Source organism: Thalassobacillus devorans (genome assembly GCF_900176565.1).
Taxonomy (GTDB): domain Bacteria; phylum Bacillota; class Bacilli; order Bacillales; family Halobacillaceae; genus Thalassobacillus; species Thalassobacillus devorans_A.
Genome location: NZ_FXEH01000005.1, coordinates 1,075,507 through 1,101,376, shown reverse-complemented (window position 1 = coordinate 1,101,376; position 25,870 = coordinate 1,075,507). Strand labels below are relative to the sequence as shown.

Annotated in this window: 28 protein-coding genes, 1 pseudogene and 1 riboswitch; of the genes and pseudogenes, 13 read left to right on the top strand and 16 right to left on the bottom strand. The window is 44.8% G+C overall.

The window, feature by feature from the left end; genetic code table 11:
• Positions 1–88: 88 nt before the first annotated feature.
• Positions 89–271, bottom strand: coding sequence for an aspartyl-phosphate phosphatase Spo0E family protein (locus tag B9Y67_RS09945; protein ID WP_139823784.1), 183 nt, complete (start codon positions 269–271; stop codon positions 89–91).
• Positions 272–435: 164 nt separating this feature from the next.
• A riboswitch (SAM riboswitch) is annotated at positions 436–538 on the top strand.
• 146 nt (positions 539–684) lie between these two features.
• Here B9Y67_RS09945 and B9Y67_RS09940 point away from each other — a divergent pair.
• Complete coding sequence (locus B9Y67_RS09940) at positions 685–1,797, top strand: 5-methyltetrahydropteroyltriglutamate--homocysteine S-methyltransferase (protein ID WP_085506542.1); 1,113 nt, start codon at positions 685–687, stop codon at positions 1,795–1,797.
• A 92-nt stretch (positions 1,798–1,889) separates the two neighbouring features.
• On the opposite strand, the gene B9Y67_RS09935 is transcribed toward B9Y67_RS09940, so the two are convergent.
• Entirely contained in the window at positions 1,890–2,951 is a 1,062-nt protein-coding gene (locus B9Y67_RS09935; RefSeq protein ID WP_085506541.1) for a PRK06851 family protein, read from the bottom strand.
• Between the two features lie 126 nt (positions 2,952–3,077).
• On the opposite strand from B9Y67_RS09935, the gene B9Y67_RS09930 reads away from it, so the two are divergent.
• Complete coding sequence (locus tag B9Y67_RS09930; RefSeq protein WP_085506540.1) at positions 3,078–3,485, top strand: VOC family protein; 408 nt, start codon at positions 3,078–3,080, stop codon at positions 3,483–3,485.
• Between the two features lie 4 nt (positions 3,486–3,489).
• Positions 3,490–3,873 carry a VOC family protein gene (locus B9Y67_RS09925; RefSeq protein WP_085506539.1) on the top strand — a complete coding sequence of 128 codons (384 nt, stop codon included), beginning with the start codon at positions 3,490–3,492 and terminating at the stop codon, positions 3,871–3,873.
• Here the strand turns inward: B9Y67_RS09925 and B9Y67_RS09920 are convergent, their stop codons facing one another.
• The 6 genes from B9Y67_RS09920 to B9Y67_RS09895 all read right to left on the bottom strand — a co-directional run bounded on the left by B9Y67_RS09920 (position 3,874) and on the right by B9Y67_RS09895 (position 10,013).
• Positions 3,874–4,974: a GerAB/ArcD/ProY family transporter gene (locus tag B9Y67_RS09920; RefSeq protein WP_085506538.1), complete on the bottom strand. Its 1,101-nt coding sequence runs from the start codon at positions 4,972–4,974 to the stop codon at positions 3,874–3,876.
• Between the two features lie 20 nt (positions 4,975–4,994).
• Positions 4,995–6,095, bottom strand: coding sequence for a GerAB/ArcD/ProY family transporter (locus B9Y67_RS09915; RefSeq protein ID WP_085506537.1), 1,101 nt, complete (start codon positions 6,093–6,095; stop codon positions 4,995–4,997).
• A gap of 18 nt (positions 6,096–6,113) precedes the next feature.
• Positions 6,114–6,341: a hypothetical protein gene (locus tag B9Y67_RS09910; RefSeq protein ID WP_085506536.1), complete on the bottom strand. Its 228-nt coding sequence runs from the start codon at positions 6,339–6,341 to the stop codon at positions 6,114–6,116.
• A 3-nt stretch (positions 6,342–6,344) separates the two neighbouring features.
• Positions 6,345–7,550: a Ger(x)C family spore germination protein gene (locus B9Y67_RS09905; protein WP_085506535.1), complete on the bottom strand. Its 1,206-nt coding sequence runs from the start codon at positions 7,548–7,550 to the stop codon at positions 6,345–6,347.
• Entirely contained in the window at positions 7,547–9,130 is a 1,584-nt protein-coding gene (locus B9Y67_RS09900) for a spore germination protein (RefSeq protein WP_085506534.1), read from the bottom strand. The genes B9Y67_RS09905 and B9Y67_RS09900 overlap by 4 nt, the downstream gene beginning before the upstream one ends.
• A gap of 145 nt (positions 9,131–9,275) precedes the next feature.
• Positions 9,276–10,013, bottom strand: a complete 738-nt coding sequence (locus B9Y67_RS09895; protein ID WP_085506533.1) for a YqjF family protein — start codon at positions 10,011–10,013, stop codon at positions 9,276–9,278.
• Between the two features lie 241 nt (positions 10,014–10,254).
• Here B9Y67_RS09895 and B9Y67_RS09890 point away from each other — a divergent pair, with 241 nt between their 5' ends.
• From B9Y67_RS09890 to B9Y67_RS20875, 3 genes are all read left to right on the top strand, one after another.
• Positions 10,255–10,437: a YjzC family protein gene (locus B9Y67_RS09890; protein ID WP_085506532.1), complete on the top strand. Its 183-nt coding sequence runs from the start codon at positions 10,255–10,257 to the stop codon at positions 10,435–10,437.
• A 95-nt stretch (positions 10,438–10,532) separates the two neighbouring features.
• A complete protein-coding gene (locus B9Y67_RS09885) occupies positions 10,533–11,531 on the top strand; it encodes a helix-turn-helix transcriptional regulator (RefSeq protein WP_085506531.1) in 999 nt (332 codons plus the stop codon).
• Positions 11,532–11,670: 139 nt separating this feature from the next.
• Complete coding sequence (locus B9Y67_RS20875) at positions 11,671–12,660, top strand: hypothetical protein (RefSeq protein WP_085506530.1); 990 nt, start codon at positions 11,671–11,673, stop codon at positions 12,658–12,660.
• Positions 12,661–12,945: 285 nt separating this feature from the next.
• On the opposite strand, the gene B9Y67_RS09875 is transcribed toward B9Y67_RS20875, so the two are convergent.
• The 3 genes from B9Y67_RS09875 to B9Y67_RS09865 form a co-directional block, all read right to left on the bottom strand.
• The gene (locus B9Y67_RS09875; protein WP_085506529.1) at positions 12,946–13,545 is read right to left on the bottom strand and encodes a response regulator transcription factor; all 600 of its coding nucleotides are present in this window, start codon (positions 13,543–13,545) and stop codon (positions 12,946–12,948) included.
• A complete protein-coding gene (locus tag B9Y67_RS09870; protein WP_085506528.1) occupies positions 13,542–14,684 on the bottom strand; it encodes a sensor histidine kinase in 1,143 nt (380 codons plus the stop codon). The genes B9Y67_RS09875 and B9Y67_RS09870 overlap by 4 nt, the downstream gene beginning before the upstream one ends.
• A 79-nt stretch (positions 14,685–14,763) precedes the next feature.
• Positions 14,764–15,816 carry a Delta(5) desaturase DesA gene (locus B9Y67_RS09865; RefSeq protein ID WP_085506527.1) on the bottom strand — a complete coding sequence of 351 codons (1,053 nt, stop codon included), beginning with the start codon at positions 15,814–15,816 and terminating at the stop codon, positions 14,764–14,766.
• 251 nt (positions 15,817–16,067) lie between these two features.
• Between B9Y67_RS09865 and B9Y67_RS09860 the strand changes: the two genes are divergently transcribed.
• The 3 genes from B9Y67_RS09860 to B9Y67_RS20675 are packed head-to-tail and all read left to right on the top strand — an operon-like array spanning position 16,068 to position 18,477.
• Positions 16,068–17,315, top strand: coding sequence for a vWA domain-containing protein (locus B9Y67_RS09860; protein ID WP_085506526.1), 1,248 nt, complete (start codon positions 16,068–16,070; stop codon positions 17,313–17,315).
• A 55-nt stretch (positions 17,316–17,370) separates the two neighbouring features.
• Positions 17,371–18,270, top strand: a complete 900-nt coding sequence (locus B9Y67_RS09855; RefSeq protein WP_085506525.1) for an endonuclease I family protein — start codon at positions 17,371–17,373, stop codon at positions 18,268–18,270.
• A gap of 30 nt (positions 18,271–18,300) precedes the next feature.
• Positions 18,301–18,477 carry a hypothetical protein gene (locus B9Y67_RS20675; protein ID WP_176223953.1) on the top strand — a complete coding sequence of 59 codons (177 nt, stop codon included), beginning with the start codon at positions 18,301–18,303 and terminating at the stop codon, positions 18,475–18,477.
• A gap of 47 nt (positions 18,478–18,524) precedes the next feature.
• Here B9Y67_RS20675 and B9Y67_RS09850 read toward each other — a convergent pair whose 3' ends face one another.
• Together B9Y67_RS09850 and B9Y67_RS09845 are read right to left on the bottom strand one after the other, a co-directional pair.
• Positions 18,525–18,728 (bottom strand): hypothetical protein, encoded by a 204-nt coding sequence (locus B9Y67_RS09850; protein WP_062443250.1) that lies wholly within the window; start codon positions 18,726–18,728, stop codon positions 18,525–18,527.
• An 82-nt stretch (positions 18,729–18,810) separates the two neighbouring features.
• Positions 18,811–19,473: an NAD(P)-binding domain-containing protein gene (locus B9Y67_RS09845; protein ID WP_085506524.1), complete on the bottom strand. Its 663-nt coding sequence runs from the start codon at positions 19,471–19,473 to the stop codon at positions 18,811–18,813.
• A gap of 192 nt (positions 19,474–19,665) precedes the next feature.
• Between B9Y67_RS09845 and B9Y67_RS09840 the strand changes: the two genes are divergently transcribed.
• Positions 19,666–20,877 (top strand): M14 family zinc carboxypeptidase, encoded by a 1,212-nt coding sequence (locus B9Y67_RS09840; RefSeq protein ID WP_085506523.1) that lies wholly within the window; start codon positions 19,666–19,668, stop codon positions 20,875–20,877.
• A gap of 49 nt (positions 20,878–20,926) precedes the next feature.
• Here the strand turns inward: B9Y67_RS09840 and B9Y67_RS09835 are convergent, their stop codons facing one another.
• Positions 20,927–21,511 (bottom strand): LOG family protein, encoded by a 585-nt coding sequence (locus B9Y67_RS09835; RefSeq protein ID WP_085506522.1) that lies wholly within the window; start codon positions 21,509–21,511, stop codon positions 20,927–20,929.
• A gap of 182 nt (positions 21,512–21,693) precedes the next feature.
• On the opposite strand from B9Y67_RS09835, the gene B9Y67_RS09830 reads away from it, so the two are divergent.
• The 3 genes and pseudogenes from B9Y67_RS09830 to B9Y67_RS09820 all read left to right on the top strand — a co-directional run bounded on the left by B9Y67_RS09830 (position 21,694) and on the right by B9Y67_RS09820 (position 24,285).
• Positions 21,694–22,437, top strand: a complete 744-nt coding sequence (locus B9Y67_RS09830) for an SDR family oxidoreductase (protein WP_085506521.1) — start codon at positions 21,694–21,696, stop codon at positions 22,435–22,437.
• A 117-nt stretch (positions 22,438–22,554) separates the two neighbouring features.
• Positions 22,555–23,648 (top strand): annotated as a pseudogene (locus tag B9Y67_RS09825) (NAD(P)-dependent alcohol dehydrogenase).
• A 94-nt stretch (positions 23,649–23,742) separates the two neighbouring features.
• The gene (locus tag B9Y67_RS09820) at positions 23,743–24,285 is read left to right on the top strand and encodes a GNAT family N-acetyltransferase (protein WP_085506520.1); all 543 of its coding nucleotides are present in this window, start codon (positions 23,743–23,745) and stop codon (positions 24,283–24,285) included.
• Positions 24,286–24,351: 66 nt separating this feature from the next.
• Here the strand turns inward: B9Y67_RS09820 and B9Y67_RS09815 are convergent, their stop codons facing one another.
• Both B9Y67_RS09815 and B9Y67_RS09810 read right to left on the bottom strand, forming a co-directional pair.
• Positions 24,352–25,158 carry a C40 family peptidase gene (locus tag B9Y67_RS09815; protein ID WP_085506519.1) on the bottom strand — a complete coding sequence of 269 codons (807 nt, stop codon included), beginning with the start codon at positions 25,156–25,158 and terminating at the stop codon, positions 24,352–24,354.
• A 219-nt stretch (positions 25,159–25,377) separates the two neighbouring features.
• Positions 25,378–25,860 carry a PaaI family thioesterase gene (locus B9Y67_RS09810; RefSeq protein ID WP_085506518.1) on the bottom strand — a complete coding sequence of 161 codons (483 nt, stop codon included), beginning with the start codon at positions 25,858–25,860 and terminating at the stop codon, positions 25,378–25,380.
• Positions 25,861–25,870: the final 10 nt, after the last annotated feature.

Sequence of the window (25,870 nt, the reverse complement as noted above, 5' to 3'; positions counted from 1 at the left end):
AGGTTAAGAGAATGCTTTTTAGTAACGAGGGGTCACTGTTTTTATCGGAAGGTAGTGCAAGGATGGCTGTATAGCTATCAAGCTGGATTCAATCAAAACTTAACCCTTTTGATTGTTTGAAACTATTGGTATAACGGGTGTATTCATTCAATAGTTCATCTAAGTATTGAGATACTTTTACGACTTCAGGATAGGGATCTTCTGTTATATATATGTGGTACATTTTTTGTCGTTGTTCTTCAATTTTCTGTTCCAATTCAGCTTTTTTCATCTTTTTTCCCTCCATTTCGTTACATTATTCGATAGCAAAAGTTTCCAAATGGGGATGGAAAAAACTTCAAATTGAAGCAATAGAGAAATTTTTCCTTTGGCTTTATTTTTTCGTCTTCAGCTGATATGATTACTAGCATACTGGTTTCTGAAAATTGGATAAAAATCTTATCAAGAGAGGTCGAGGGTATGGCCCGGCGACGCCTCAGCAACCTGTATCATACAAGGTGCTAATTCCTGCAAGTTCTTTGAACTTGAGAGATAAGAAGCGGCGAATTCTATTATAAAGTCTCTTCTTATTGGAAGGGACTTTTATTTTTTTATCCTTTAAGTAAGTGTAAGAAAGGACTAAGGCTTTCGCCAAAAGTTCCTGGAGACAAAGCAATTTTTGTAAAGCAGAGGAGAGGATTAGAAATGACAGACACAAAAACTATAACAGCACCATTCCGCGGGGACCATGTCGGAAGTTTTCTCCGCCCGGAGCGGCTGAAGAAAGCACGCCAGCAAAGGCAGAATGGGGAAATTTCTGCAGAAGAACTGACACGGATGGAAGATGAAGAGATTATCAAACTGGTAGAAAAGCAAAAAGAAGCAGGCCTGCAATCGATTACCGATGGGGATTTCCGCCGTGCCTGGTGGCATTTTGATTTTCTTGAACATTTAGTTGGTGTCAAAGGATACGAGCCGGAATCCGGCATCCAGTTCAAAGGGGTGGAAACGAAACCACATTCGGTCCGGGTCATCGATAAAGTCGATTTCAGTGATAACCATCCGATGATTGAGCATTATAAATTTCTTCATTCCCTGGTGGGAGAGAGTCATACGCCGAAGTTCACGATTCCGAGCCCGAATATGCTATTATTCCGAGGCAATATCAATAAGGAAATCTATGAAAATGAAACAGAATTGCTGAGCGATTTGACAAAAGCCTATCAAAAAGCGATCCAGGCCTTTTACGATGCCGGATGCCGCTACCTGCAGCTCGATGATACGTCATGGGCAGGATTTTTCTCAGAAGAAGGCCTGCAGATGATCCGTGACCGTGGCCAGGACCCGGATCAACTAAAAGGATGGTTTGTCCAGGCAGTCAATGAATCGATTGCTAAAAAGCCGGAGGATCTTGTGATTACGATGCATATTTGCCGGGGCAACTTCCGCTCCACATATACCGCATCCGGCGGCTATGATGCGGTATCGGAAACGATTTTCAGCGAACTGAATGTAGACGGGTTGTTCCTCGAGTATGATGATGAACGCTCCGGCGGGTTTGAACCGCTACGTCACGTGAAGCGCGATGACCTCCGAGTCGTCCTTGGACTGATCACCTCTAAAACAGGGGAGCTCGAAGATAAAGATCGTATCAAAAAACGAATCGCGGAAGCGGCGGAATATGTATCATTAGATCAGCTGTGCCTCAGCCCGCAATGCGGGTTTGCATCCACTGAAGAAGGCAATATTCTTTCTGAAGATGAGCAATGGGCGAAAATCAGGCATGTCCTTGAAATCGCAGACGACGTTTGGAATTAATTAATCAAAAGCCAGCCACTTATTGGAAGAGTGGCTGGCTTTTTAAGTGGGATTTAGAATCTTCTGGCAAGGAGCGAACATCTCCATGGCAATCAGGCTTCTATCTCTGCTATGAGCTGATCAAATAGTGCATCTACTTTACTGTCATCTGTCGCCGCCGCGTAGATTTGCTCAAGCTCATCATGCAGCCGCTTCGCTTCCTGCAATATGACAATGCCATTTTTCATATAGGATTTATAGCTGCGATTCAATTCCATAATCGCGGTGGCGTAATTCTCATCCGTCCCTGGTGTAACCGCTTTTTCATAGATATCGACGATTTCATCCCCGTCTCTTTCAGGAAAATATTCATGGGGGTCGGTGCTGTCAAAAATACAAAATCCGAGCTCGCGGACAACGACCATATCCATGCTCTCTGGATCGAACCCGCAGTGGTACATTTCGATATTGAAGCCAAGTTCTTCCGCTGCGGCGGCGATTTTTTTCAATAACGTCGATTTTCCGGTTCCTGCCCGGCCTTTGATGAAGTAGCGTTTATCCAGCCCTTCGGTAAGATTATCGATGTAGTCCATTACACCATGTGGAGTGGAAGCACCAAAGAAGCGGTGTTTGACAATGGCGGTCCGGCCTGTGGATGCCACCCCGTCGAAAAAGCGTTTGTTCAGATCGACAGCCAGCTGGTTCGCTTTCGTAAAGTCCATCTGGTTGATGTATATTTCTTCGAGGCCATCGTGGATATGCAGACCGGTCGCAAAGGAAGCGTGGGCCGAGGAAAATTCGTTTTCTATTTTTTCCTTCAAACCGAGGATTTCATCTTCGTGAATAGCAAGCTGATCTTTATCCAGCGCGACATCGGTATCTATGTCTTTGCCGCTCCCCGTAAAGCAGTCCCCATCCACGAAACCGATGTTCAAACCCGGAAGAATTATGCCGTCCAGTTCTTCGGGATCTGAAGACCGATGAATCATTTCCAAAGCCATACCTTTTTTCAACGATGCCTCCGCAAGCCGCTTCATCAGCCGCGATTTCACACCTGGAGAGGTCCCATTTAATTTATATATCAGGCCGGTATCCTGAAAACAACTGTCATACAACGTGAAAAAGCCTTTGGCCGTGTGGTCGCCGGCGAAGTAATGGATAACATTCCCTTTCACAGTAACACGCTCCCCGATTTATTCTCTTTTCCTTGTGTAATAGGCTATGCAATTTTCTGTTATGGGTGATTGTCTAGCAGGAATCAGGCGGAATCAGTCGAAATAGTAGGGGAATGGAGGGATACCATGAGGCTGACACATATCAGGCTGCTGGTCGATAATTATGAGGAATGTTTCTTTTTCTACCGGGATACGTTAGGGTTTGAGGTTACCTGGGGAAATGAGCAGTCGAATTATGCCGATTTCAAAGGAATCGGTGATGCAACCTTAGGATTATTCGAACGAAAGCAGATGGCAGCAGCGGTGGGGGAATCCTATGACCGTGATGCGAAAAACCACGATACAGCGACGCTGGTTTTTAACGTTGACGATGTCGAGGAAGCCTATCACAATTGGAAAGGGAAAGTTTCCTTTATTACTACTCCTGTGGAACAGCAGGACTGGGGCATTAAAGTTGCTCATTTCCGCGATCCGGCAGGAAATTTGATTGAGCTTTACGAACCGATTCCCGGTTCCATGGAAAAAGGAGGATAATTTCATGCGTATATATATTACCAGTGTATTTGTGAAAGATCAGGCGAAAGCATTGCAATTTTATACCGAGGTGCTCGGTTTTGAGAAAAAAATGGACCTTCCGGCCGGAGATTTCCGCTGGTTGACGGTGGTTTCACCGGAAGATGCCGGAGGAATCGACCTGCTGCTGGAGCCGAATCATCATCCTGCCGCCAAACAATACCAGGAATCCATTTACCGTGACGGTATTCCGGCTACTTCATTTGCTGTCGATGATATTGACGCGGAGTACGAACGACTGGCGTCCCTTGGTGTGAGATTCCAAACGAAGCCGACCAATATGGGAGGATCAATGGTCGCCGTTTTTGATGATACGTGCGGCAACATGATTCAGCTCGTCCAGGCATAATCAGGGATTGATTTTATGACGGAGAAAGGCGATTCCGATCAAAAGGACCGGCAGGATGATTTGCAGCGGGACATGGACATACATGGGAACAATTTCCAAACCAACAAAGATGTGTCTCACATAATCATGGCTGATCATATAAGTAATAATGATCAGAATGATTCCCGCTCCGCTCACGAGCCATATGCGTTTCGATCGGGGAATGAGAAAAGTTTCATGCATGCCAAGGATGGCGGCATGAAAAAATAGGGCGATTTTAAAAAAGCCTAAAACAATCATCGTTATAATGACAAGCGGGTCCATCCTCTGGATGATGTCCTGGATATTGACAAGTGATATCGTTTCTAACAAAGGGATCGTCAATAATTTGGCTGTTTCCGCTCCGTGGACAGCTAAGATCGTTACCTGTGTAATAGTTAGAATAATTCCGCTCATAATAACACCCATGATCCCAATCCTCGTTTTGTTTGTGGAACCAGCCAGGTAAGGGAAGAACATCAGGAAGACGATTAACTCACCGAAAGGGAATGTCAATCCCTGCGGGAACGTCGTATCGATAATCGGTTTCCAGCCTTTATCCAGGATGGGCTGCAGGTTTCTTAAATCAGGCAGCCCATCAATATAGACGAATATAAGAAACAGGCCGCCAAAAACAATGACCCACGGGAATAACACTTCCGCAGTCCGAGCGAGTACCTCTACCCCCAAGTAGGACGCGATTCCTACCATAAGTGTGAAGGCACCTGCTACCACAAGCAAAGGAGTCCCTTGCAATATCGTCAATTGCAGGAGGTTGCTGAAATCACCAAGTACCCTGGCTGCAATATAAAAAAAGTAACCAATGTACAAGATGGCAATCAGAAAACCGATTACAGGCCCCGCAATTTTTCGAACAGCCTGTGTCAGCAGAAGTGTGGGATGATAACTGGATAAATGGGTATACAAAACATACAAGGCGATTCCACCAAGCGTACTCATAATAATCACGAGCCATGAACTGTTTCCCGCTTCGAAGGTGAAGCCGAGAACGACAGCACTGCCCAGTTCCAATAAAAGAATCATGATGAATAATTGCAATCCATTGATTTTTTCCGTCACCATCGTGCCCCCCTCCTATATGTTTATTTTTCCCCCTTGATTCCCCGGACCCTTCCGATAAGCGATAACAACAGCGGATAGACGATACCAAAAGTTAAGGCAAACCATAACCATGTTGATTCATTCCATTCATTTGCGTAGGTAGTACTCGGGTAAACAATCAGAGATAAAGCAACCGTAAGCATTCCCATTGGCACGGTTATCGTGCGGTAAGTAGTGAGATTCAATGCCTGTGCTAAGGCCGTTACAGAAGCATAAAAGTATAAGGATAATTTAAAAAAAATGGTAAGCAGCCAGGAAACAGCGATTACGACTTCTGCCCGTTGAATCAACCCTTCGACATTCAGGCTTTTTGCTACAACATAAGTCGGATATGTCTGATTGGCTGTAATTTCTACACCGAGGACAGTTATGGTGATGAAAGTAATTGCGATAATGAATGTGCCCGCAATCAAGTAGCTGCCCATCACCTTCGGGAGGACTCGCTTCTTGTCGGTTACCAGCTTAGGAAAAACCATGAACAAAGCAATTAAAGGCAGCAGTGAAACACTGGCATCAAAAATTGCTCCTTCCAATATTGGCTTGAATCCTCCATCCAGCATTGGCTGGATATGTTCAATTTTTATAGATGGCACACTGAAAATATAAATAATAAGCAGCAATGTAACAATGTAAGGGAAAAATATTTCCACTGTCCGGCATATCACTTCAATGCCGAGCAATACACCGTATACAACGGACCCCATTAGTAAGAAATGAAGGAACATCATTGGTGTTTCCGGCATAATTTGGGTGACAAGAAAATTACCGATTACCCATAAGACGGTTGCTGCTGATATCAGGGAAAAACAGGCGAACAACAGAGCGGCGAATTTCCCAAGCCACTTTCCAAGTACCTGCTCACTGATGTCGACCAGGTTACTAGTTGGGAACTGACGACTGACTGACCAGAAAAACACGAGGATCACCAAACCGATCACTACCGATAAAATAGCGCTTAACCATGCATCATTCCCGGCATAGGCAGCCAAGCTGGCCGGAGAGAGAAGGATGGAAGTACCGATAGTAAAGAGGATGATCAATAAATTGAACTGTCTCAGTGTGATTTTCTCATTTAATTCCATTTCCTTCCCTCCAATCTATCAAGAAAATAATTGTTGATATAATTTACTTAAAGGTTGATATATATAGGAAATACCATCAAGTGGATTAGGAACAGGAATGTGGAAGCGGTATAAAGTAATGATCGTCATTGCAACTGCCCATCCACAGGCATAGACGATCAGATCCTTCCATAACCCTTTGTTGTATAATTTCTTAATTCCTAAACCCGCCCATATCAGTAGAGCAGTAAAAGAAATAGCCCACATGAATTACCCCTCCACATCCTTTTGGTAGGAATCGACGATGGTTCCTGTTCGTTTGATTTTTACAGTAGTCTTCACTTCCGTTTCCACCTCAGGAAAAATGTTGTCCCATTCATGCTTTATTGATTTCCAATAGGTTTTATCTTCCCGGTGAATCAGGTCGCCGAATCCGAGTACGTCGCTTTGTAAGTCTTGCTGAAGTACCTGGATGGTCCGTTTAGCAAGAGTTGTCACATGTTCCTCGAATTGTTTTTCTACCTGACGGATGGTTGCTGTTTTGGATAAATCCAGTGGGCATTCTACTTCGGCGATGCCTGCTTCTAACTCGATATTGATGGATATTCTCGGCTGATTACTTGTGACGGCAGCTTTTAGCTTACTAGTCGAATCAAATACTTCTAACGTAATTCCGCCCTTTTCGTCATTTTCACAAGGCGCGTATTCAGCCGTGTTTTTTACGTTATCGGTAATATAGTTATAACCTTTGCTTTGGTTTTCATTTAGCCAACCGACGAGGTGGTCTTTCCTGAAAACTGCCAGTCCATCAATTGCGAAATTGGCAGGAGAATCGACCTGTTCGACGTTAGTCAGCTGATTCCCCTGCTCAGGATTACCAATGATTCTTATACCACTCAGTGTTGGGTTGTTCCCTTCCGAAAGCATTGCATTTAGCACATCACTGATTTTTACCGCTTCGATGGGGGCCCAACTATCCTCCCCGCTTTTAATCGAAGAAAAAGCCTTTTCTGCCGGGATTCGTTCTAAGGGTGTTAAGATTTTCATTAACTCTTCTGCTTCCACTCCTTGAGCGACAGTCAAATGAAAATCCGTCCGCATTTCATGATCCCGAGATAAAAAATCAAGTGTTTTTCCGATTCCTTCTTTCGCCATTTCCTCCCCTAACACGATTTCCCGGACATGAGACAAGTAGACTCGCCGCGGAGCAAGCGTCATCAGCTTTCTAATCGTTTCGAAAATAGAATTTCCAACAGCGGTATAAGTGGAAACAGCTGTACGAGTGGTCATCTCCTTCGACGCAACCTCGCTCGGGTTGATCACCTGGACCGTCACTTTATACTGTTCTTCCTGTCGGTCAATCCCAATTGCTGTGACAATCCCTATTTCATTTAATTCTCGTTTGCTCCAGCAGCCGGTTAATAAAAGAGCGCATAAACTTAACAACGCCAGTTTCAGTAATATGGTTCGTTTCATTTTTGTTTCTTCCTTTTCTTCCGTCTAGAACGCTTGGGAGGTTTCGGCGCCTCCACATCTTCACGAGTTATGTTCTGCTGGGTGACCAGGCGCGGCCGAGTAGTGAGTTTCCACCGTGGAAACCGGAGAATGGCATCTTTCTGGTCTGATACTATGAATGGTGCCATTGGCGTGAGGTAAGGAACCCCAAAAGAACGCAGGCTTGCCAGATGCAGGGTCAAAATGATCAAACCAAGGAGTATTCCGAACAGCCCGAGTGTAGCCGCCAGAATCATAAACCCAAAACGGAGCATCCGGATTGAAATCGCAAAGTTAAAGCTGGGAGACACAAAGCTCGAAATCGCTGTCAATGACACGACAATAACCATGGCTGACGATACGATGCCAGCTTCAACCGCAGCCTGTCCAAGTACCAATGCTCCAACAATAGAAATTGCGGAACCCACTGCCTTTGGAAGGCGCACCCCCGCTTCTCTCAGGATTTCAAACGTGATTTCCATCAATAAGGCTTCGACAAAAGCAGGAAATGGCACACCTTCTCTTTGGGCGGATAAACTGACCAGCAGCGATGTTGGAATCATTTCCTGATGATAAGTAGTCAAAGCGATATAGGCAGATGGCGTAAGCAAAGCTAGAAAGAAGGCCAAATAACGAATCAAACGGATGAGTGTTGAGAAGTCAGCCCGCTGGAAGTAATCTTCTGCTGACTGAAAAAAATTCACGAATAAGGCCGGAACAAGCAGAACGAATGGCGATCCATCCACAATGATGGCAATCCTTCCTTCAAGGAGGCCGCCTGCAATGGTGTCTGGACGTTCACTGTTATACACCGTTGGGAAAGGGGTATACGTTTCATCCTGAATCAATTCTTCTACATAGCCGCTATCTAAAATGGCATCAATATCAATCTTGTTTAAACGGTGAGTTACTTCCTTAACGACTTTTTCATCAGCTACCCCATGCAGGTAAACGACCGCAACATCTGTCTTACTTTTAGTTCCAATCGGCTTGGTACTAATCCAGAGGTTTGGATCTTTAATTCTTCTCCTCAGGAGAGCCGTGTTGGTCCGTAAATTCTCCGTAAACCCTTCCTTCGGTCCACGTACAACCGACTGAGTCGACGGCTCCTCGACGGATCTTGACTCCCACTCCCTCGTATCAATCGCCATCGCCTCACTGGAACCATCCAGCATGACGACGGTATCTCCGGATAAAACATGGTTGAACAGTTTTTCTCTAGTGTCGATATCGGTGATGTTTCCGCCTGTCATCGCAAAGTCTTTGATAATTTGATAATTATCTTTTTCTATCGTATCAAGAGGGGTCTGCCTGATTTGCACCATTAACGTGTCCAGCACAAAATCGTGAACAATCGTGTCGTTCACAAGTCCGGAAGTATAAAGGACGGCGATATCGATGGAGCCAGTCTGACCCGCTTTGAACGTACGGATAACGATGTCGGTACTTTCGCCAAGCGTCTGCTTGAAATGCTTGATATTATTCTGAAGAGTTTTATCAAGCTTTTTACTGGAAGTTTGCTCCTCGGGGGTTTGGCGTTTACGACGGGAAAATCTTGACATGATAAGCAACCCCTACATTATTAATTCTAGTTCCTCTCTCACCATCCTTACCATCTTTTTATAAAGCTATACTATTAACTAGTAATAACCATATCCTGTAAATTGATAGAAAAGCGCATAAAAAAATGCCCTGCAGAGGAGGGCATCAGGTTACCTTTTTTAATGGCCAGAGAAGAACTCGCCGTGAATAAGCATAATGATAAACGGGTTCGCCAGTGAAGGAAGACGGAGGCAGGAAAGAGGTGAGGGTTTCCGTGTCGATGTTAGCGGAAGCGTCCTGGACTTCCCAGGGAAGGTGATGGATGCCGCCTTGTATTAACCCGTTCCCCTTCTTTTGCCAAAATACGTAGCGTTCCAGCAGCCAATGGGGAAGGTTTCCATGTTCAGGCGAGTAAGTCTTCGAGACAGGATGGTAGCTTCCCTCGAAGTCTCCTGTTGCTGCTTTTTTTCGTATGCTCCGGTAATTGTAATGACCGGCGGTTTTTTTCATTTCCATATCCGCGTAATAGTAAGGCAGGGAGAAAGCTTTTGCTCCAATAACGGCCGGCAGCAGGTTCGCATCTAAACTGAAAAAATAGACACCTGGCTGTCCATGGTATTTCACATACGTCCGGACATTCAGTTCTAAATAAGAACGCAAAAAAGGAATTTCCGGTACCCCCCTGGCATGCATCCCAGTCACTTCAAACGGGACAATACTAATCCATGCCTCACCGTCATACGTATCAAGCTCCAATTGCTTCGGCAGCAACGGTTCGATTTTTTGTTTGGTGATGGGTACATGCATAAAAAGCAGATGGTCCCACTTCTGAGTCAGCAGCCACGGCCGGGCAGGGAGTGGAGTCTCGCGATGGCTCGTCTGCTGCAAAATATCCTGATACATGCCTATCTTCCTTTCTGGAAAGCTTTTCTATCCACTACCCGAATAATGAATAGTATCAAACAGAGTGAAGTGTGCTACGGAATTCGAAACGATTAAATGAGCGACATTTCCCGTTAAAATACCGTCACACGTTTTATATCATCCTTTTTTCCCAAATCTGCCAAATCATGTTTATCATTATGGCCAAGGTGCAATGAAAAGAATAACACCCCAATAAACTAATTCAGGAGGTATGATCAACATGGCAAATAACAAGCATAAAACAGGCGAAAAAGCACCAGAAGGCGGCACGTACAAAGTAGAAAGGCTCGTAAATGGCGGGGACGCCAGCAAAGATGATACATCTATTAAATTAGAAAAAGGTGAACAGTTTCCTCCTTCTACTGAAACTGGCGAAGCAGCTTATTGGACAAAAACTTCATAATCTATAGTCAGGCAGCCTCCTGGATTTCAGGAAGGCTGCTTTATTATTTAGCAGGTAATGGTAAAATATAGATAGTTTTAACAGGGGGACTATCTATGAGCAACCTGACAACTCGGGAGCGCGTATTGGTTTTGAAAAGCGTACTCGAAAAATATACAGATGATGAAAATGAACTGACATTAAGTGAAATTGTCGACCATCTGCATAAAGAATTCGACCAGAACTACGATTTTAATAAACGTTTAATCAAAGAAGACCTCAACACGTTCGAAGCCTCAAACGTCATCGATCTGATCGTCAACCAGGAAATGAACGGCAAGCCGAAGTATTACAGCTTTCAGAACCGGCTGTTTGAAATTCAGGAGCTTCGCCTTTTGAGTGACGCCGTTGTTTCCGCAAGATTCATTACGAAAAAGGAAAAAGAGCTGCTGATCGATAAAATTAAACAGCTGACCAGCGAAAATCTCGCCGCCAAACTGGAGAACCAGATACATATCGACCACGAGACAGCACACAGCCAGTCCAGCAAGGTGAAATATGCCATTTACAATATGCATAACGCCATCAATGATCATAAAGCGATCAAATTCCAATACGGCCGCTACAACGTGAAAAAAGAATTTGTATTGAGCAGAAACGGCAAAACCTATCACCTGCACCCATATTCTTTAGTATGGAACCGTGACTATTACTATTTGATCGGCTGGTCGCCGGAACATAAGGACCTCCGTCACTTCCGTGTCGACAGGATCGTCAAGCTGCAGATTACCGACGAAGTATTTGAGCAGCGGGAAGATTTCGACGTTTCGAAGTACACTCACCAGCTCTTTCACATGTTCACGGGTACAGAACAATGGATCGAAATCAAATTCGCCGATCATCTGATCAACGTCATTGTCGACCGGTTCGGTAAAAACGTTCCGATCAAAGAAGGCGATGACGGCTATTTCACATTGAAAACAAAAGCGGTGCTAAGCGATGGCCTCGTCGGCTGGCTCCTGACATGGGGGAGCAGCGCGGAAGTGATCGCCCCGCCAGAGCTGAAAAAGAAGATGAAAGAAGAAGCGGAGAAAATGTATAAGCTATATCATTAAAAGGAGGCTCTTATGAAGAGGCTCTTTTTTTTTGCAATCCCACCCTATCGTTTTTTTGTGAGGGTCTGTTGCTTGTGCGGTGATACGATTTATTTACAGTAAATCAACATAAAGCTTAACGAAAAGGAGCGTGTCAGGAATGGCTAAAGAAAAAGTAAAGAAAAGCATTTTCAAACGTTGGTGGTTTTGGGTGGTCGCCGTTATTATCATTATTGCTGTTGCAGGTGGGGGAGAAGAAGAAGATACGGAAACACAAGGGGATGAGAGTCCTGCCACAGAGGCAAGCGCCGAAGAACCGGCCGAGGACACTGAACCTGAGGATGCGGAAGAAAAGAAAGTAGAAGATGAGGTTGAGAAAGAGGTCATTTCATTCGAATACGATCAAGCAGAATACTTAGCTGATTCTGAGACCTTCAAGATTGTAGCAAACACCAATCTGCCTGAAGAAACAGAAATAACCTTTGGTCTACAAGGGGAGGAAGAGTATGATTATAATGGTGTCCCCCAAAGTGCAATAGTAAAAGATGGGAAAGTTGAGGTAGCCTTAGGTGAGTGGGTAGATGAGATCGATGGCAGAGAATATATACGAAACGGTACTTTTGTTTTGGCTGCAAGTCTCTCCATCCATGAAGAACAAGAGCGTAACCTTCATCTTATAAAACAATATGGGGATTATGATAAATTTGTAGCTAATTATCAAATCGATGGAGAGGTAAAAAATACTGATGCAGGTTATTTGATAGAAGATATTAACAAACAAGAAGTAAACATAGCCAATGCCTATAGCGAAGCAGAAATTGAAGAAATAAAAATAGCTGAGAAGAAAGAAAATGCACAAACAATTGACTTTAAACAACTTGATAAAAATGCTGATCGTCATGCAGGAGAATACGTAACTTATACTGGAGAAATTATTCAGATTATGGAAGGCAATGATCTGACACAAATACGATTGGCACTTGATGATTGGGGCGATCAGGTTTTATTTGTAGAATATAATGGTTATACCGATTTCGTAGAAGGAGATAATGTTACCATTTACGGTGAGGTATATGGCAGTTATTCGTATGAGTCTCAAGCTGGTTGGGAGATTACTTTACCTGGTATTCTTGCCGATAGCATCGAATAGTTTTTATGAGCGACTGAAATATAGAAAAGGGTGGACACATACCACCCTTTTTTATTTTTGAGAAGACGAAATAACTATTCCTGTGATTAATAGGGGAGATGGAAGGCTTCTGGAAGAAAATCTACCAATCGTTCTATAAAGATAGTACTTTTTCAGGGAGAGTGAGGTTCGTCTGTCCAGTAACTAAGGACAGCTGTCTAGTATCAAACGGGTATTGTCCAGTATCCTTCTTTGTAAACGCCATGTCCCTTGCTGGAGGAGACATGGCGCCTATTGAAAATAGTTTTATTTGAACCAGCCTTTTTCCTTAAAACGGGAGATTGCCTCAATACGGTTGCCGACTTCGAGTTTTTCCAAAATTACAGAAATGTAATTACGGACGGTACCGGGAGTGATGTACAGCTGTTTTGAGATTTCTTTCGTGTTTTTTCCATCAGCCATCAGCTGGATGACTTGCTTTTCCCGTTCCGTCAGCGGGTTGTCCTCACTGTAAGCGAGATCTACGAGCTCCGGTGCATAGATGCGCTGGCCGTCCATGATTTTCCGGATCGAGGCTGCCAGCTCTTCACTTGGACTGTCTTTCAACAAGTAGCCGCTGACCCCGGCTTTCTGGGCACGGGCAAAATAACCGGCTCGTGCAAATGTTGTCAGGATGATGATTTTGCACGGATGGTCTTTCAGTTCTTCAGCGGCATCCAGGCCGGTTTTCACTGGCATTTCAATATCCATGATACAGACATCTGGATCATGTTTTTTCACGAGTTCGCACGCTTCTTCGCCATTGCTGGCACTGCCGATGACTTCCATATCTTCTTCGAGGTCAAGCAGCGAACCAAGTGCTCCTAACAGCATACGTTGATCTTCGGCTATGACAATGCGAATCATACCGATTCCTCCTGTTTGGTTGATTGGATAATGTTTGGCACCTCAATGTAAAGGCTGGTGCCACCGCCTGGTGGAGAGGACACTTCCAAGGTTCCATTGACAAATTCCAGGCGCTCTCTCATGCCTTGCAGGCCATGCCCGTGCATGCCGGCTTTTTCCTTAGCAATGCCGGTACCGTTATCTTCCACGGCCACCATTGTCTTTTCCTTTGACTGCTGGACATGGATGCGACAAACCGTCGCTTGACTATGTTTGACGACATTCGTGCATGCTTCTTTCAGACTCATGCTCATCACGTTTTCGACTAATGGGGGAGCATGCTTCAAATGCGTATCACCTTCAAGCTGGAACTCGATCTGCGCTGCCTCCAGTAACTGCTGGACACGGATGACTTCTTCTTCAAGTTTGGCACCTTTCATATTCGCCACCATTTCCCGTACTTCCTTCAAAGCGGTCCGTGCCGTCTGGTTGATATCATGGATTTCTTTTTTGGCGGCTTCCGGTTTCGCCTCCAACAGCTTCCCGGCTAAATCGCTTTTCAACCCGATCAAAGAAAGCTTTTGCCCCAGAGTATCGTGTAAATCCCGGGCGATCCTCTCCCGTTCTTCAATTACCCGCAGCTGGGAGATCCGTTTGTTAGCATCTTCCAGTTGTCCTTCGAGTGCGATTCTTTTGTTTCGGTAGTATATCGTAAACGGAAGCAAAATGACCCCAAGCACACTGATGATAATAAATGGCAGGTGAGGAAACAGGGATTCATTTTTGATAATGAAAACGAACGTCGTCGTCGCTACAGTCGTCGTGAGATGAACAATATATAAGGTTAGAAAACCTGCTTTACTCCGGATATTCCCGATGAAAAACGCGAGAAACAGTGCGAAGTAAATATAGCCGAACAGGATCGTCATCACAATGCTGATCGCCATCTCGATACTGACCCAGACATAGACCATCCAGTTATCGGAAATGAAGGATAACCGGTAGGCAAGGAAAAATAGCAGTACCATAAGAATGCCTAACACGATATCCAGAACGGAAGACGACCGGAAAATGAAAAAGAATGGCAGACCACAGAAGATGATCCAGACATAGATGCTGAGTCCTGTGTTTTTCGGGATGATATGATACCAGTTCTGCATAGTGGCCTCCTTGTTGTCTTACTTATCTTTATTGTACAAGAAAACACCCATTCCATGCTGTATGAATGGGTGTTTTTGATTATTTTTGCTGGAATCCTGGCTGCTTAGTTGCCAGTTTAGCAGCTTGCGGTTTTTTCATGCGCTGCTTCACTCCCTTGAAGCTGACGAATGTCTTATTCTCTTCATCATACAAACGGAAGCGGAGCGATTCTAAACTCGAAGCCATCGTAATTGTTGTCGCCTTCTGAAGCGGCGGTGTTGACTCATGCGCTTCTTCGAGATGATAGTTAGGCACTCTCGGACTTAAGTGGTGGACATGATGGTAGCCGATGCTTCCGGAAATCCACTCCAGTACTTTCGGGAGTTTGTAATAGGAACTGCCATCGACAGCTGCTTTGACGAAATCCCACTCACTTTCCTCTTCAAAGTAGGAATCCTCGAATTGGTGCTGTACGTAAAATAACCAAATGCCAAGTGCCCCTGCAACATATAGAACGGGAAGCTGGATTAACAAAAATGCCTGCCAGCCGACTGCCCAAATCAACATCGAATAGAGAACAACTACCGATATGTTGGTCAGGTACGTGTTTCTGCGTTCTTTTTTCTTGGCGTCTTTACGGTTGAGTCGGTTGGTGATCAGGAACAAGTAAAGCGGTCCTAGGCCGAACATGACGAGCGGGTTACGATAAAAACGGTACGCCAGCCGCTCCCACGTTCCGGCTTTTTTATATTCTTCCACGGTCATGACCCAGATATCTCCGGTGCCGCGCTTATCTAGATTACCACTGGTGGCGTGGTGAATCGCGTGCTCCCGCTTCCATTTCTCAAAAGGAAACAGCGTCAGAATCCCGGTGATCGTCCCGACAATTCGGTTCGCTTTATTGCTTTTGAAAAACGATTGGTGGGTACAGTCATGAAAAATGATGAATAACCGTACGACAAACCCGCCTGCCATCACAGAAAGGGCAAGGGTCAGCCAAACCGACACGGACAGACTCTGGTATGCAAGAAACCATAGTAGGAAAAGCGGCGCCATTGTGTTAATCAGCTGCCGAACCCCAACCATTGTATCCGGTTTAGCAAAGGCAGAAACTTTCTTTTTCAGTTGCGCTTGTTTTTTTTGATCAGTCATGGAATTAACTCCTTAATGGTTCATAGTAATATGGCTTTCAATTACGCCATCCCTATCATAAAAAAATACTGTCATGGATGTAAGACATAAACGTCAGGTAGCCTATATGACAAATGTCATATAATCTACCCCGGGTCCACCAGATTCTGGAGGACCCGGGGTGTTCGGATACCCATACAATTTTTAGATAGGGTGGAGGACTCGTGCAGTGCTATCCTCTAATTACCATTTACAATAGAGGAGTGTTAAGCATGAGCAAGTCTGTAAGTTTTACCTACGCCCTTCAGTACCCGTATGTGCCGACGACCGGCAAAGATTCCTTGTACCTTTTGCTGGAGCTGACCGCAGATGATGTAAAAGCATTGAACCGTTCCCCGATTAATCTGTCGGTTGTATTGGACCGGAGCGGGTCGATGACAGGAAAACCCCTGGAATACTGTAAAGAAGCAAGCAAGTTCGTTGTAAATCAGCTTTCTGATCAGGATTTGATGAATATGGTTGTCTTCGACGGAGAGGTGGACACACTCTTTGATGCACAGCCAGTCACCCATAAAGATGGCTTGAAAAACACCATCGACGCAATCGAAACACGGGGAATAACTAATTTGAGCGGAGGATTAATCCAGGGTTGTCAGAACGTGCTCCAGCAGCCGGTCGACGACTATGTCAACCGGGTTCTGCTGCTCTCAGATGGTGTAGCTAATGCCGGAATCACGGATATCGACCAGCTTAAATATATTACAGAAGACTACAACACAGCCGGGGCCGTTATGACCACTATGGGTGTCAGCGAGCACTTTGACGAAGAATTATTGGAGACAATTGCAGATGCAGGCAAGGGTACCTTTTATTTTATTGACAAGGTTGAAGCAATCCCGGACATTTTTGCCAAAGAATTAGAGGGCCTTCTATCTGTTGTTGGCCAAAATGTAACCCTGACGCTAAATCCCGCTGAGGGAGTGAGCATTAAAAGTGTGCTTGGTTACGAAGCCCGTGAAACAGCTGGTGGAGTGGAAATCAAACTGGGCGATCTCTATGCGAAGGAAATGAAATCGCTTTTGATTGAATGTGCTGTCCCGCCAGGCATGGAAGGAGAGGAAGAGGTGATGCAAGTCGCAGGTTCATTCGTCGACGTCACGGAAAGAGCAAAACCGCACTCCTTCGTTCATCCTGTCTCTGTTACCTATACGAAAGACCTCGGAAAATTGACGCAATTCAGTGATCCTGAGGTAGATAAGGTGCAAATAACTAAGTCTGCCCAAACGTTGGAGCAGGCGTTGCAATTATTCGATGAAGGAGATTTTGAAGAAGGCAAGAATCTATTATATAGCAACATCTCCCATATGGAAGATATGGCCAACGAACTGGGAGATGAGGAGCTATTAGTAGAATCGGCAGTCATGAAAGAGAAGCTTGCGGATTTCGATTATTCCAAGCAGACAAGAAAGGAACTCCATGCTGAGAAATACCGGCAGATGAAGCGAAGAAAGCGGGATTAAGGTGAGATTATTCTGGGGGCCGATCGATCGGTTCCCGCAGTCAGGAGGGAAACAGGTGACATTTACCAATCAACAAAAGGAAGCCCTGTTAGCTGTTACGACCGATCGGCACCAGCTTCATAAAATTCTGGCCAGGGTGAAGACCAACAAAAATGCCCTCAGGAACAATGAGAAAACCTATTATGACGAAGACAAGGATCGACAGAATCGGAAAGCATACTATCGGTGCATCGATTTTGCTGATCCGGATACCATGAGAAAACTCGAGAATCTGCTGGAACAAACACACACCAATCCAGTGAGATATGATCCTGGTGAATATGTCTATCCATGGGTGGACCTGCGTCCGGACGGAGACCTGAAAAGTATTTATTCCGGGGAAAAGCGCGAGGTGGAAGATGTGATCCGGGAAGACTATGAAACTTCGATCAAGCGCAAACAGGTCCTGGAACAAGTATCAGGTAAAGGTGCGGCCAAAGCTCAATTGATACAAATCGCAAGCCAGCTGAAATTTAATTGTGAACACACCGTCCCGCAATCCTGGTATGATGCCAAAGAGCCGATGCGAGGCGATATCCATCAGCTATTCACGTGTGATCCCTTGTGTAACTCGATAAGAAGCAACTACCCTTATCATGATTTTGAGAATTACAATCCAGGCTCCATCGACACCGAACGTATAGTAGAATCCTGTGGTAAAGCAGAAAATGAATTATTTGAACCGGAATACGCCAAAGGCACTGTCGCCAGGGCGATGCTTTACTTTTTGCTTCGCTACCCGGACAAAATTGAACCAGCCTATCGAAAGAAGATTGATGTTGCCCTGTTGTATGATTGGCACAGTAACTTTCCACCGACGATTTACGAACGTCATCGTAACCAGGCGATCCAGGGAATCCAGGGTAACCGTAATCCTTTTATTGACTTTCCTGAAGAAATGATGAAATTTAGTTAAAGATGATGCTTTATGGAATAGGGGTTGGTAATGAAACTTAACATTCTAGCAGGAATTTTAATTGGTTTTTCTATTGCATTTCTAATAAAAGGGGTATGGACGGGTGATTTTGACTGGGGATGGTGGATAACTATGCTTATCGGAGGAACCATAGGAGGATTGATCTTTACTATACTCGTTAGAGATAAGGAAAACGGTAGTAAATAGTAAGAGGTACAAAAAACTCCGGGCAAGGGTTTTTGCCCGGAGCGTTTTCATTTACGTTGACCTGGTTTAATCATTTTGTATTTGGTATAACTCCACCAGGCTGCCACGACTATGGCCAGAACCACGGTGACGATAAATAATAGGCCGTTCCCTTCACCGATGGCTTTCAGGACGATGGCCAGTACGGCTAATAAAAGGGAGACTGTCTGGAGTACGGTTGCTTTTCTTTCTAAAGCTTTTGTATTCTTCAATTTTTTAACTCCTTGTATAAACACTTCCTGCGTTATTGTAGCACAACCATGTTACTTCCATTGTTTTACAGAAAAAATGATTCTATTTTTCACCCTTCACTTCTTTCACAACTTCCTGACCAAAGTGCCCGAGTTTTCCTTCGCTGTAAGAGCGCATGACTTCTGGTGCCAGTGAACGCCATGCTCTTTCCTTATATTTAGCAGGGAGTCCTTTTTTTTCGAATTGTTCTTCTATTTCTACAGCAGCTTTTACAGCATGGTAGGTAGCCAGTTTATTAACGTTGATCACGACCTCCTCATTATCATTTTCTATACTTCCGACTTTTTGGAAGAGACCGATAAGAGAATCAGGCAGGGTTTGTTCACTGATAAACAGCCCATTTCCATGCTCTTGCAGGTCAGTGGCATGTCCCATGAATTTCAGACCTGCAAGGTGCACGTCTGGAAATGCATTTTTAATATCCTCTGTCATTAAGGATGTTGCCATATTAATAAATAGCGTTTCGGTGTTTTTATGATGATGGAGAAAAGGGATGATGGCATCCGCAGGCAGTGCCAGAAGTACAATGTCCAGTTCGCTGATTGCTTTTACCTGGTAGCCGTTCGGATAATCGTTGATGAAACTCTTTACTTTCTGCTGCTCGGGATGAAAGATACCAAGGGAGACCTCCTGCCGATACCAATGATTCATCATCGCCCTTCCCAATTTGCCGATTCCAGCCAGTCCGATTCTGCTTTTCGCCATAACATCAGCTCCTTTATCCATACTATCTTTCTATTATACAGTCTCGTAATCTTTTGAGAACACATGTCTGAGACATGAACCATAATTCCTAAATTAGTGAGCCGAACGTTCTGTTTTTACATTTTTCAAAAGGAACTGGTAGAAAAAGAACGAATAAAGTTGAATATTCTGAATTTATGAGGAGGAATTTCATTGACGAAAAAGAACAAACTCGCTTTGCTGTGCAGTTCCGTCGTTCTGACAGCTGGTCTCGCCGCTCCTGTTTATGCCGATTCCCACGGGACGAATCCAGGTACACCGATAAACCAGGAATATTCCATCAATGGGTTTATCAGTCATGAGGAATTGAGCAACAAACTGGCTCAAATTGAAAAGAGCAGCCAGGGGGTTGTCGATGTAGAGGTAGCCGGTTATTCCAACCAGAACCGTGAAATCTATACGGCGACTGTTGGAACAGGAGATAAAGTTCTATTGCTCCAAAGTGAAATTCACGGAAATGAAAAGACAGGAACAGCCGCGTTGCTGAACCTGCTGCAAAACATCGGTTCCAGTAATTCTCCTGAGATGAAGCAGCTGCGAGAAGAGGTTACGATTGTAGCGATGCCGATGGTCAACCCGGATGCAACGGAACTGAATCGCCGGGGAAATGATATGGCATGGGAAGATGTTGTGGAAGATTTTCCACAGCTTGAAGATGCTCAGCCTTCCTGGAACTACTATACTTATACGAACCAGTACTGGGATTATGCCTCCCAGCCAGGTTTTGACGTCAACCGTGACTTCAACCCTGACCTGGACTATGTTCCACAGCCTGAGGATTTTCCTGCTAATTCCACCAAGCCAGGATGGTACATTACATCGGAAGCTCAAACAGTACGTGATGTCTACAAAGGTTTGATGGAAGAGCACGGGAAAGTGGATGTTTTCGTCGACCTTCACCACCAGGGTGAATATTATGTAGAAGGAAGCGATGACAAAGTCACCCTTTCGATTTCAGGTGACTTTATCCCTGATCCGAACAGTGAAGAAGGAGGAGAATATAGCGAGTATGCCGACACTTACGATTTCGAATTCTCCAGGCAGTTGAATGTGGCGGCTTACGATGCGCTGCAGGAGCGAGGAGATTCACCGTTTGATAATATTACTCTGTACCCGCAGAACCTCAACCTTCCAGGAACTGCGCTCGGTTCGTTCGCCTTGAACGGAAGCGGTTCCGTACTGTTTGAAGTAACCGGCCAGACACAAAGCTATGGTCAAAAGAAACGGGGACAGCTGGTAAAAGCTGTTGAGCTCGGTGTTTATGGTATCATCGATCAGGTGGCCTCCGGAGACGTATATGAAATTGATGCTGATCGGTATTATGATATCCCGCTAACAGATCGCGACCAAGATTACGGTTTTTAAAACGATAGCAATAAAAAATGCAGACCGCATTCCTGCTGGTCTGTATTTTTTATGTTTGTTCTTCCGATATATAGGCTTTTGTTTCACGTGGAACATTGTATTGGAGAAGCTGCTTTACCAGCCCGGCAGGATCCTCGTCAACTAACGCCATTGTTCGGTGTTCCTCTGCCAAAAACCGCTCTTTGGCCATGTGATTGAACAATGCAACAAGCGGTTCATAATATTGATTGATATTATAGAGGCCGAACGGTTTGCGATGAAGTCCTAGCTGAGCCCAGGTGAAAATTTCGAAGAATTCTTCCATCGTTCCTGCTCCGCCGGGCATTACGATAAACCCATCGGCTAGCTCTGCCATCTTCGCTTTTCTTTCATGCATCGAATCCACGACAATCAGTTCGGATAAATGCTGGTGGGTATGTTCTTTTTCATCAAGAAAACCTGGCATAACTCCGATAGCCTGTCCATTTTCTTCAAGAACGGCGTTTGCAATGGCCCCCATCATGCCGACACTTGCTCCGCCGTAGACAAGGGTGATGTTTTGTCTGGCCAATTCTTTCCCTAATGATTTCGCACCTTGTGCATATACATCGGATGCGCCCATACTAGCTCCGCAAAACACTGCAATCCTGTCCATTTACTCCCTCCTCTGATACAACATCTTATATTATTCTTACACTAATTCTATGCGATAAAACCGTAAATCTTTCAAAAAAGAAAACTATTTTTGCTTTTGCGAGCCACTACCTAAGTTTAGCAGCTATGGAAAGTGGAATGGAATAGGGGGATTGAAAGATTAATTATAAGGAGGGCATTGGAATGCCTAATTTACAAGATAAAGTTGTCATTATTACTGGAGCTTCCAGCGGAATTGGTGAAGAAACCGCCAAAGAACTATCCTCAAAAGGCGCGAAGTTGGTCTTGGCCGCACGCCGCGAGGAACGGTTACAAGAATTGAGAGACAAGATCAACCAGGGTGGTGGAGAGGCCACTTACAAAGCTACCGATGTTACCAGTGCGGAGGAAATGGAACAATTAGCTCAACATGCGATTGAAGAATTTGGTCAGATTGATGCCCTGGTTAACAATGCCGGGCTGATGCCTCTATCCTTATTGAATAAACAAAAAGTGGACGAATGGGATAAAATGATCGACGTGAACATTCGCGGTGTACTATATGGTATTAACTCAGTACTTCCACATATGCGTGAACGGAAACAGGGACATATTATCAACCTTTCCTCTGTCGCAGGTCATGTTGTTTTCCCTGGAAGCGCCGTATACAGCGCCACCAAGTTTGCGGTCCGCGCGATTACAGATGGATTGCGGATGGAAGAATCGAAAAACAGTAACATCCGGGCAACTATCATTTCACCAGGTGCTGTCTCTACAGAGCTTACCTCTACGATTACCGATGATGATCTGAAGTCCGGTGTGGATGACCTTTATGACATGGCGATCCAGCCAGACAGCATCGCAAGAACGATTCGTTTTGCGCTCGAAGAACCAGCCGAAGTAGCCATCAACGAAATCGTCGCCCGCCCAACCGAACAGGAAATGTAATAAAAGAACAACCCTACCCCGGGTCCTCCAGATAATGGAACCTGAGTGGTGGGGTTTTTTAGGTTTCGTTTGGGGGAAAATTATTACCATGAACTAAATGGAAAGGAGCGTTATACGATGGACATAAAAGCAGCTGTAACCCATGATAAGGGTGAGGATTTTAAAATAGAAGATGTTCAATTGGATGAGCCCAAACATGATGAGGTTTTAATTAAAATAGTGGCAACTGGTGTCTGCCATACCGACGCTGTAGCGAGGGATCAGGATGTTCCAGTTCCACTTCCGGCAGTGCTTGGTCATGAAGGTGCCGGCATAGTCGAGAAAGTGGGAGAAGGGATTAGATCAGTAGCACCAGGCGACCATGTGGTGTTGCTTTCTCTTCATGCGGGCATTGTGAAAATTGCCATACCGGCCATCCTGCTTACTGTTTGGAATTTAACAAGCTCAATTTTGGCGGCATCATGAACGATGAAACCAAACGCCTCCGTCAAGATGGAGAAGAGCTTTCCAGCTTTTTTGGCCAATCCTCTTTCGGAACTTATGCCGTAGCCAACCAGAGAAACGTAGTAAAAGTGGATAAAGAGGTGGATTTAGAGCTGCTCGGACCATTGGGATGTGGTATACAAACAGGAGCAGGGACAGTATTGAATAAATTGAAACCAAAATTTGGCGAGTCTATTGCTGTCTACGGCTGTGGAGCTGTTGGGCTAAGCGCCGTAATGGCTGCCAAAATCATCGGTTGTTCCAAAATTATAGCAATCGATGTTCACAATAGCAGGCTCGAAATGGCAAAAGAGTTAGGAGCGACTCATACGATCAACGGAAAAGAAGTAGACACGGTTGAAGAAATTAAAAACATCACCAGCGGGGGAACAAATTATGCTGTGGAGACAACCAGTGTTCCCGCTCTTGCCGTACAGTCTGTTCAGTCTTTGAAGCCTCTTGGCACCTCTGCAGTTGTTGGAGTTACACAAGAAACAGAGTTCAATGTCTTTGAAGATATCATGGCTGAAGGCAAAGGCCTGGTCGGTGCCATTGAAGGCGATTCTGTGCCACAGGTTTTTATTCCTCAGCTTGTAGAATATTATAAAGAAGGTAAATTCCCATTTGATAGACTGGTGAAATTTTATGAAATGGATGAAATCAACCAGGCTTTCGAAGAATCTAAAGAAGGGAAAACCGTCAAACCGATTGTAAAATTTAATGGCTGACTTGAAGCAAGACGCACTTGTTACCAGGTGCGTCTTTTATTTTGAAATAAAAGTGTTAGAATAGAATTTAAAAATAAAAAGGGAGGGGAGTCCCATGTTTACTTTTAAAATCGATGAAGATATATCGTTGAAACTGCCAGAGGCTGCTGATGCCGATCGTGTATTTGAGCTGACGGATAACTCACGTAATCATTTGAGGGAATGGCTCGGATGGGTGGATATGACAAAGCGCGTGGAAGATACGAAAGCTTTCATCCAGATAGCCAGAAAAGGGTACATAGAGAACAAAAGCCTGACCACTTTCATCCTTTATAAAGGAGAAATCGCAGGTACGGCTGGTTATAACGAAATCGACTGGACAAACAAGGTAGCTTACATCGGGTATTGGCTCGGAGAGGGATACCAGGGAAACGGCATCATGACAAGGGTCGCAAAAGCACTGACCGACTATGCCTTCATGGAGTTAAACCTGAACCGCGTCGATATCAAGGCAGCTTATGAGAATAAAAAAAGCCGGGCAGTTCCAGAGCGGCTGGGGTTCGTGGAAGAGGGAAGAATCCGACAGGCGGAATGGCTATATGACCATTATGTCGACCATATCGTTTATGGCATGCTGAAAGACGAATGGAAAAGATGATGTAACCAAAATAATACCCCGGGACCTCCAATTTCTGGAGGCCCCGGGGTGAAAAACTTTCAACTATTATTGAAAGGATTTAACGCCTAGATAATGATCTTGCCAGTAGTCAATCGTAATGTCAGCTACTTCTACACCACCAGAGCCAGCGTGGATCATTTTGTTGTCGCCGATATAGATACCGCTGTGAGAAGCTCCTTCTGTATCATACGTACCTTCGAAGAAGATGACGTCGCCGACACTTGGAGATTCTACGGTAGTCCCATTATTCAACCACATGTCACTTTCTTTTCTATCCAGCTCGACGCCTACTTGTGCGAATACATACTGGATGAACCCGCTGCTGTCAAAGCCGTCCGGAGTAGTTCCTCCCCAAACATAAGGTGTGCCGATGACACTTTCTGCGATAGACACAACATCAGAAGATGAGGCTGCCTCTTCAGAAGAGGAATCCTCGGTAGCGTCATTCAAGGAAACCGTTTCTTCCTGAGCTTCTGTTTCTTCACTTTCCACATTTGCTGTTCCGTCAATCGCTGCCATCGTATCCGGTCCGGCAATTCCGTCTACAGCAAGACCCTGGTCTGCCTGAAAGTCTTTAACAGCATCTTCTGTAATCGGACCAAAAATGCCGTCCAGGTTATATGTATAATAACCTAGTGCCTCAAGATCCGCCTGCAGTGCTTCTACCTCCTGGCCAGTGTCCCCATTATCTATATAAGATGTTTCTACCTGTGTTTCAGAAACATTGGAATCGTCCTGGGTAGGGTCAGCTTTTGCAAACGCCCCATCACTTAAAACGGGAATGAATGCCAGTGACGTAACCAAAGCGGACGAGACAAGATATTTCCTTACTGACAGTTTTGTGTTGTACATGAAATTCCTCCTAGAGAGTATTCGTGTTGTTGTAGCTTGTCGAAGCATGTCGCTTCCAAGCCAATACCTAGTCTAACAGATGAATACTGTAAAAAGGTTTCACTGACATTAAGCTGAGATAATAATAGTTTTACAAGAAATAAAAGGTAAAGGAACCATCTATGTTATAGCCTTCCTGCAAAAGGAAAGCCACCCTGTTAATAGAGTGGCTGGAAAAATCTATTGCTGACCAAAGGATTTCGGCATCAACGCGGCAACTACTTCTCCTTTAGAACAAAGCACATCACCGGCGTACACTTCTGTATGTACCTTGAATTTTTTAGGATGAACCTCCTCTACAGTACCCACAGCTTTCAACGGAACGTCGTGCGGTGTCGGCTTCAGGAATTTCACATCCAAGGAAGCTGTTACAAAACGCGGTGCTTTTGCACCGTCCCCAGGCTCATGCCCATTCTTCCGATGTAAGGCTAAAGCAGCTGACCCTGTTCCATGACAGTCGATCAAGGACGCGGTCAAACCGCCATAAACAAATCCGGGTACAGCAGTATGTTCCGGGCGGGGTGTGTAAATCGTCACTGTCTGATCTCCATTCCATCCCGTCCGGAAATTATGGCCTTCTTTGTTCAGCCTTCCGCATCCATAACACCAGGAAAAGTCGTCTGGATAGACATCCTGAATCGCATTTTCAACCTGTTCTGCCAATAGATTCGCC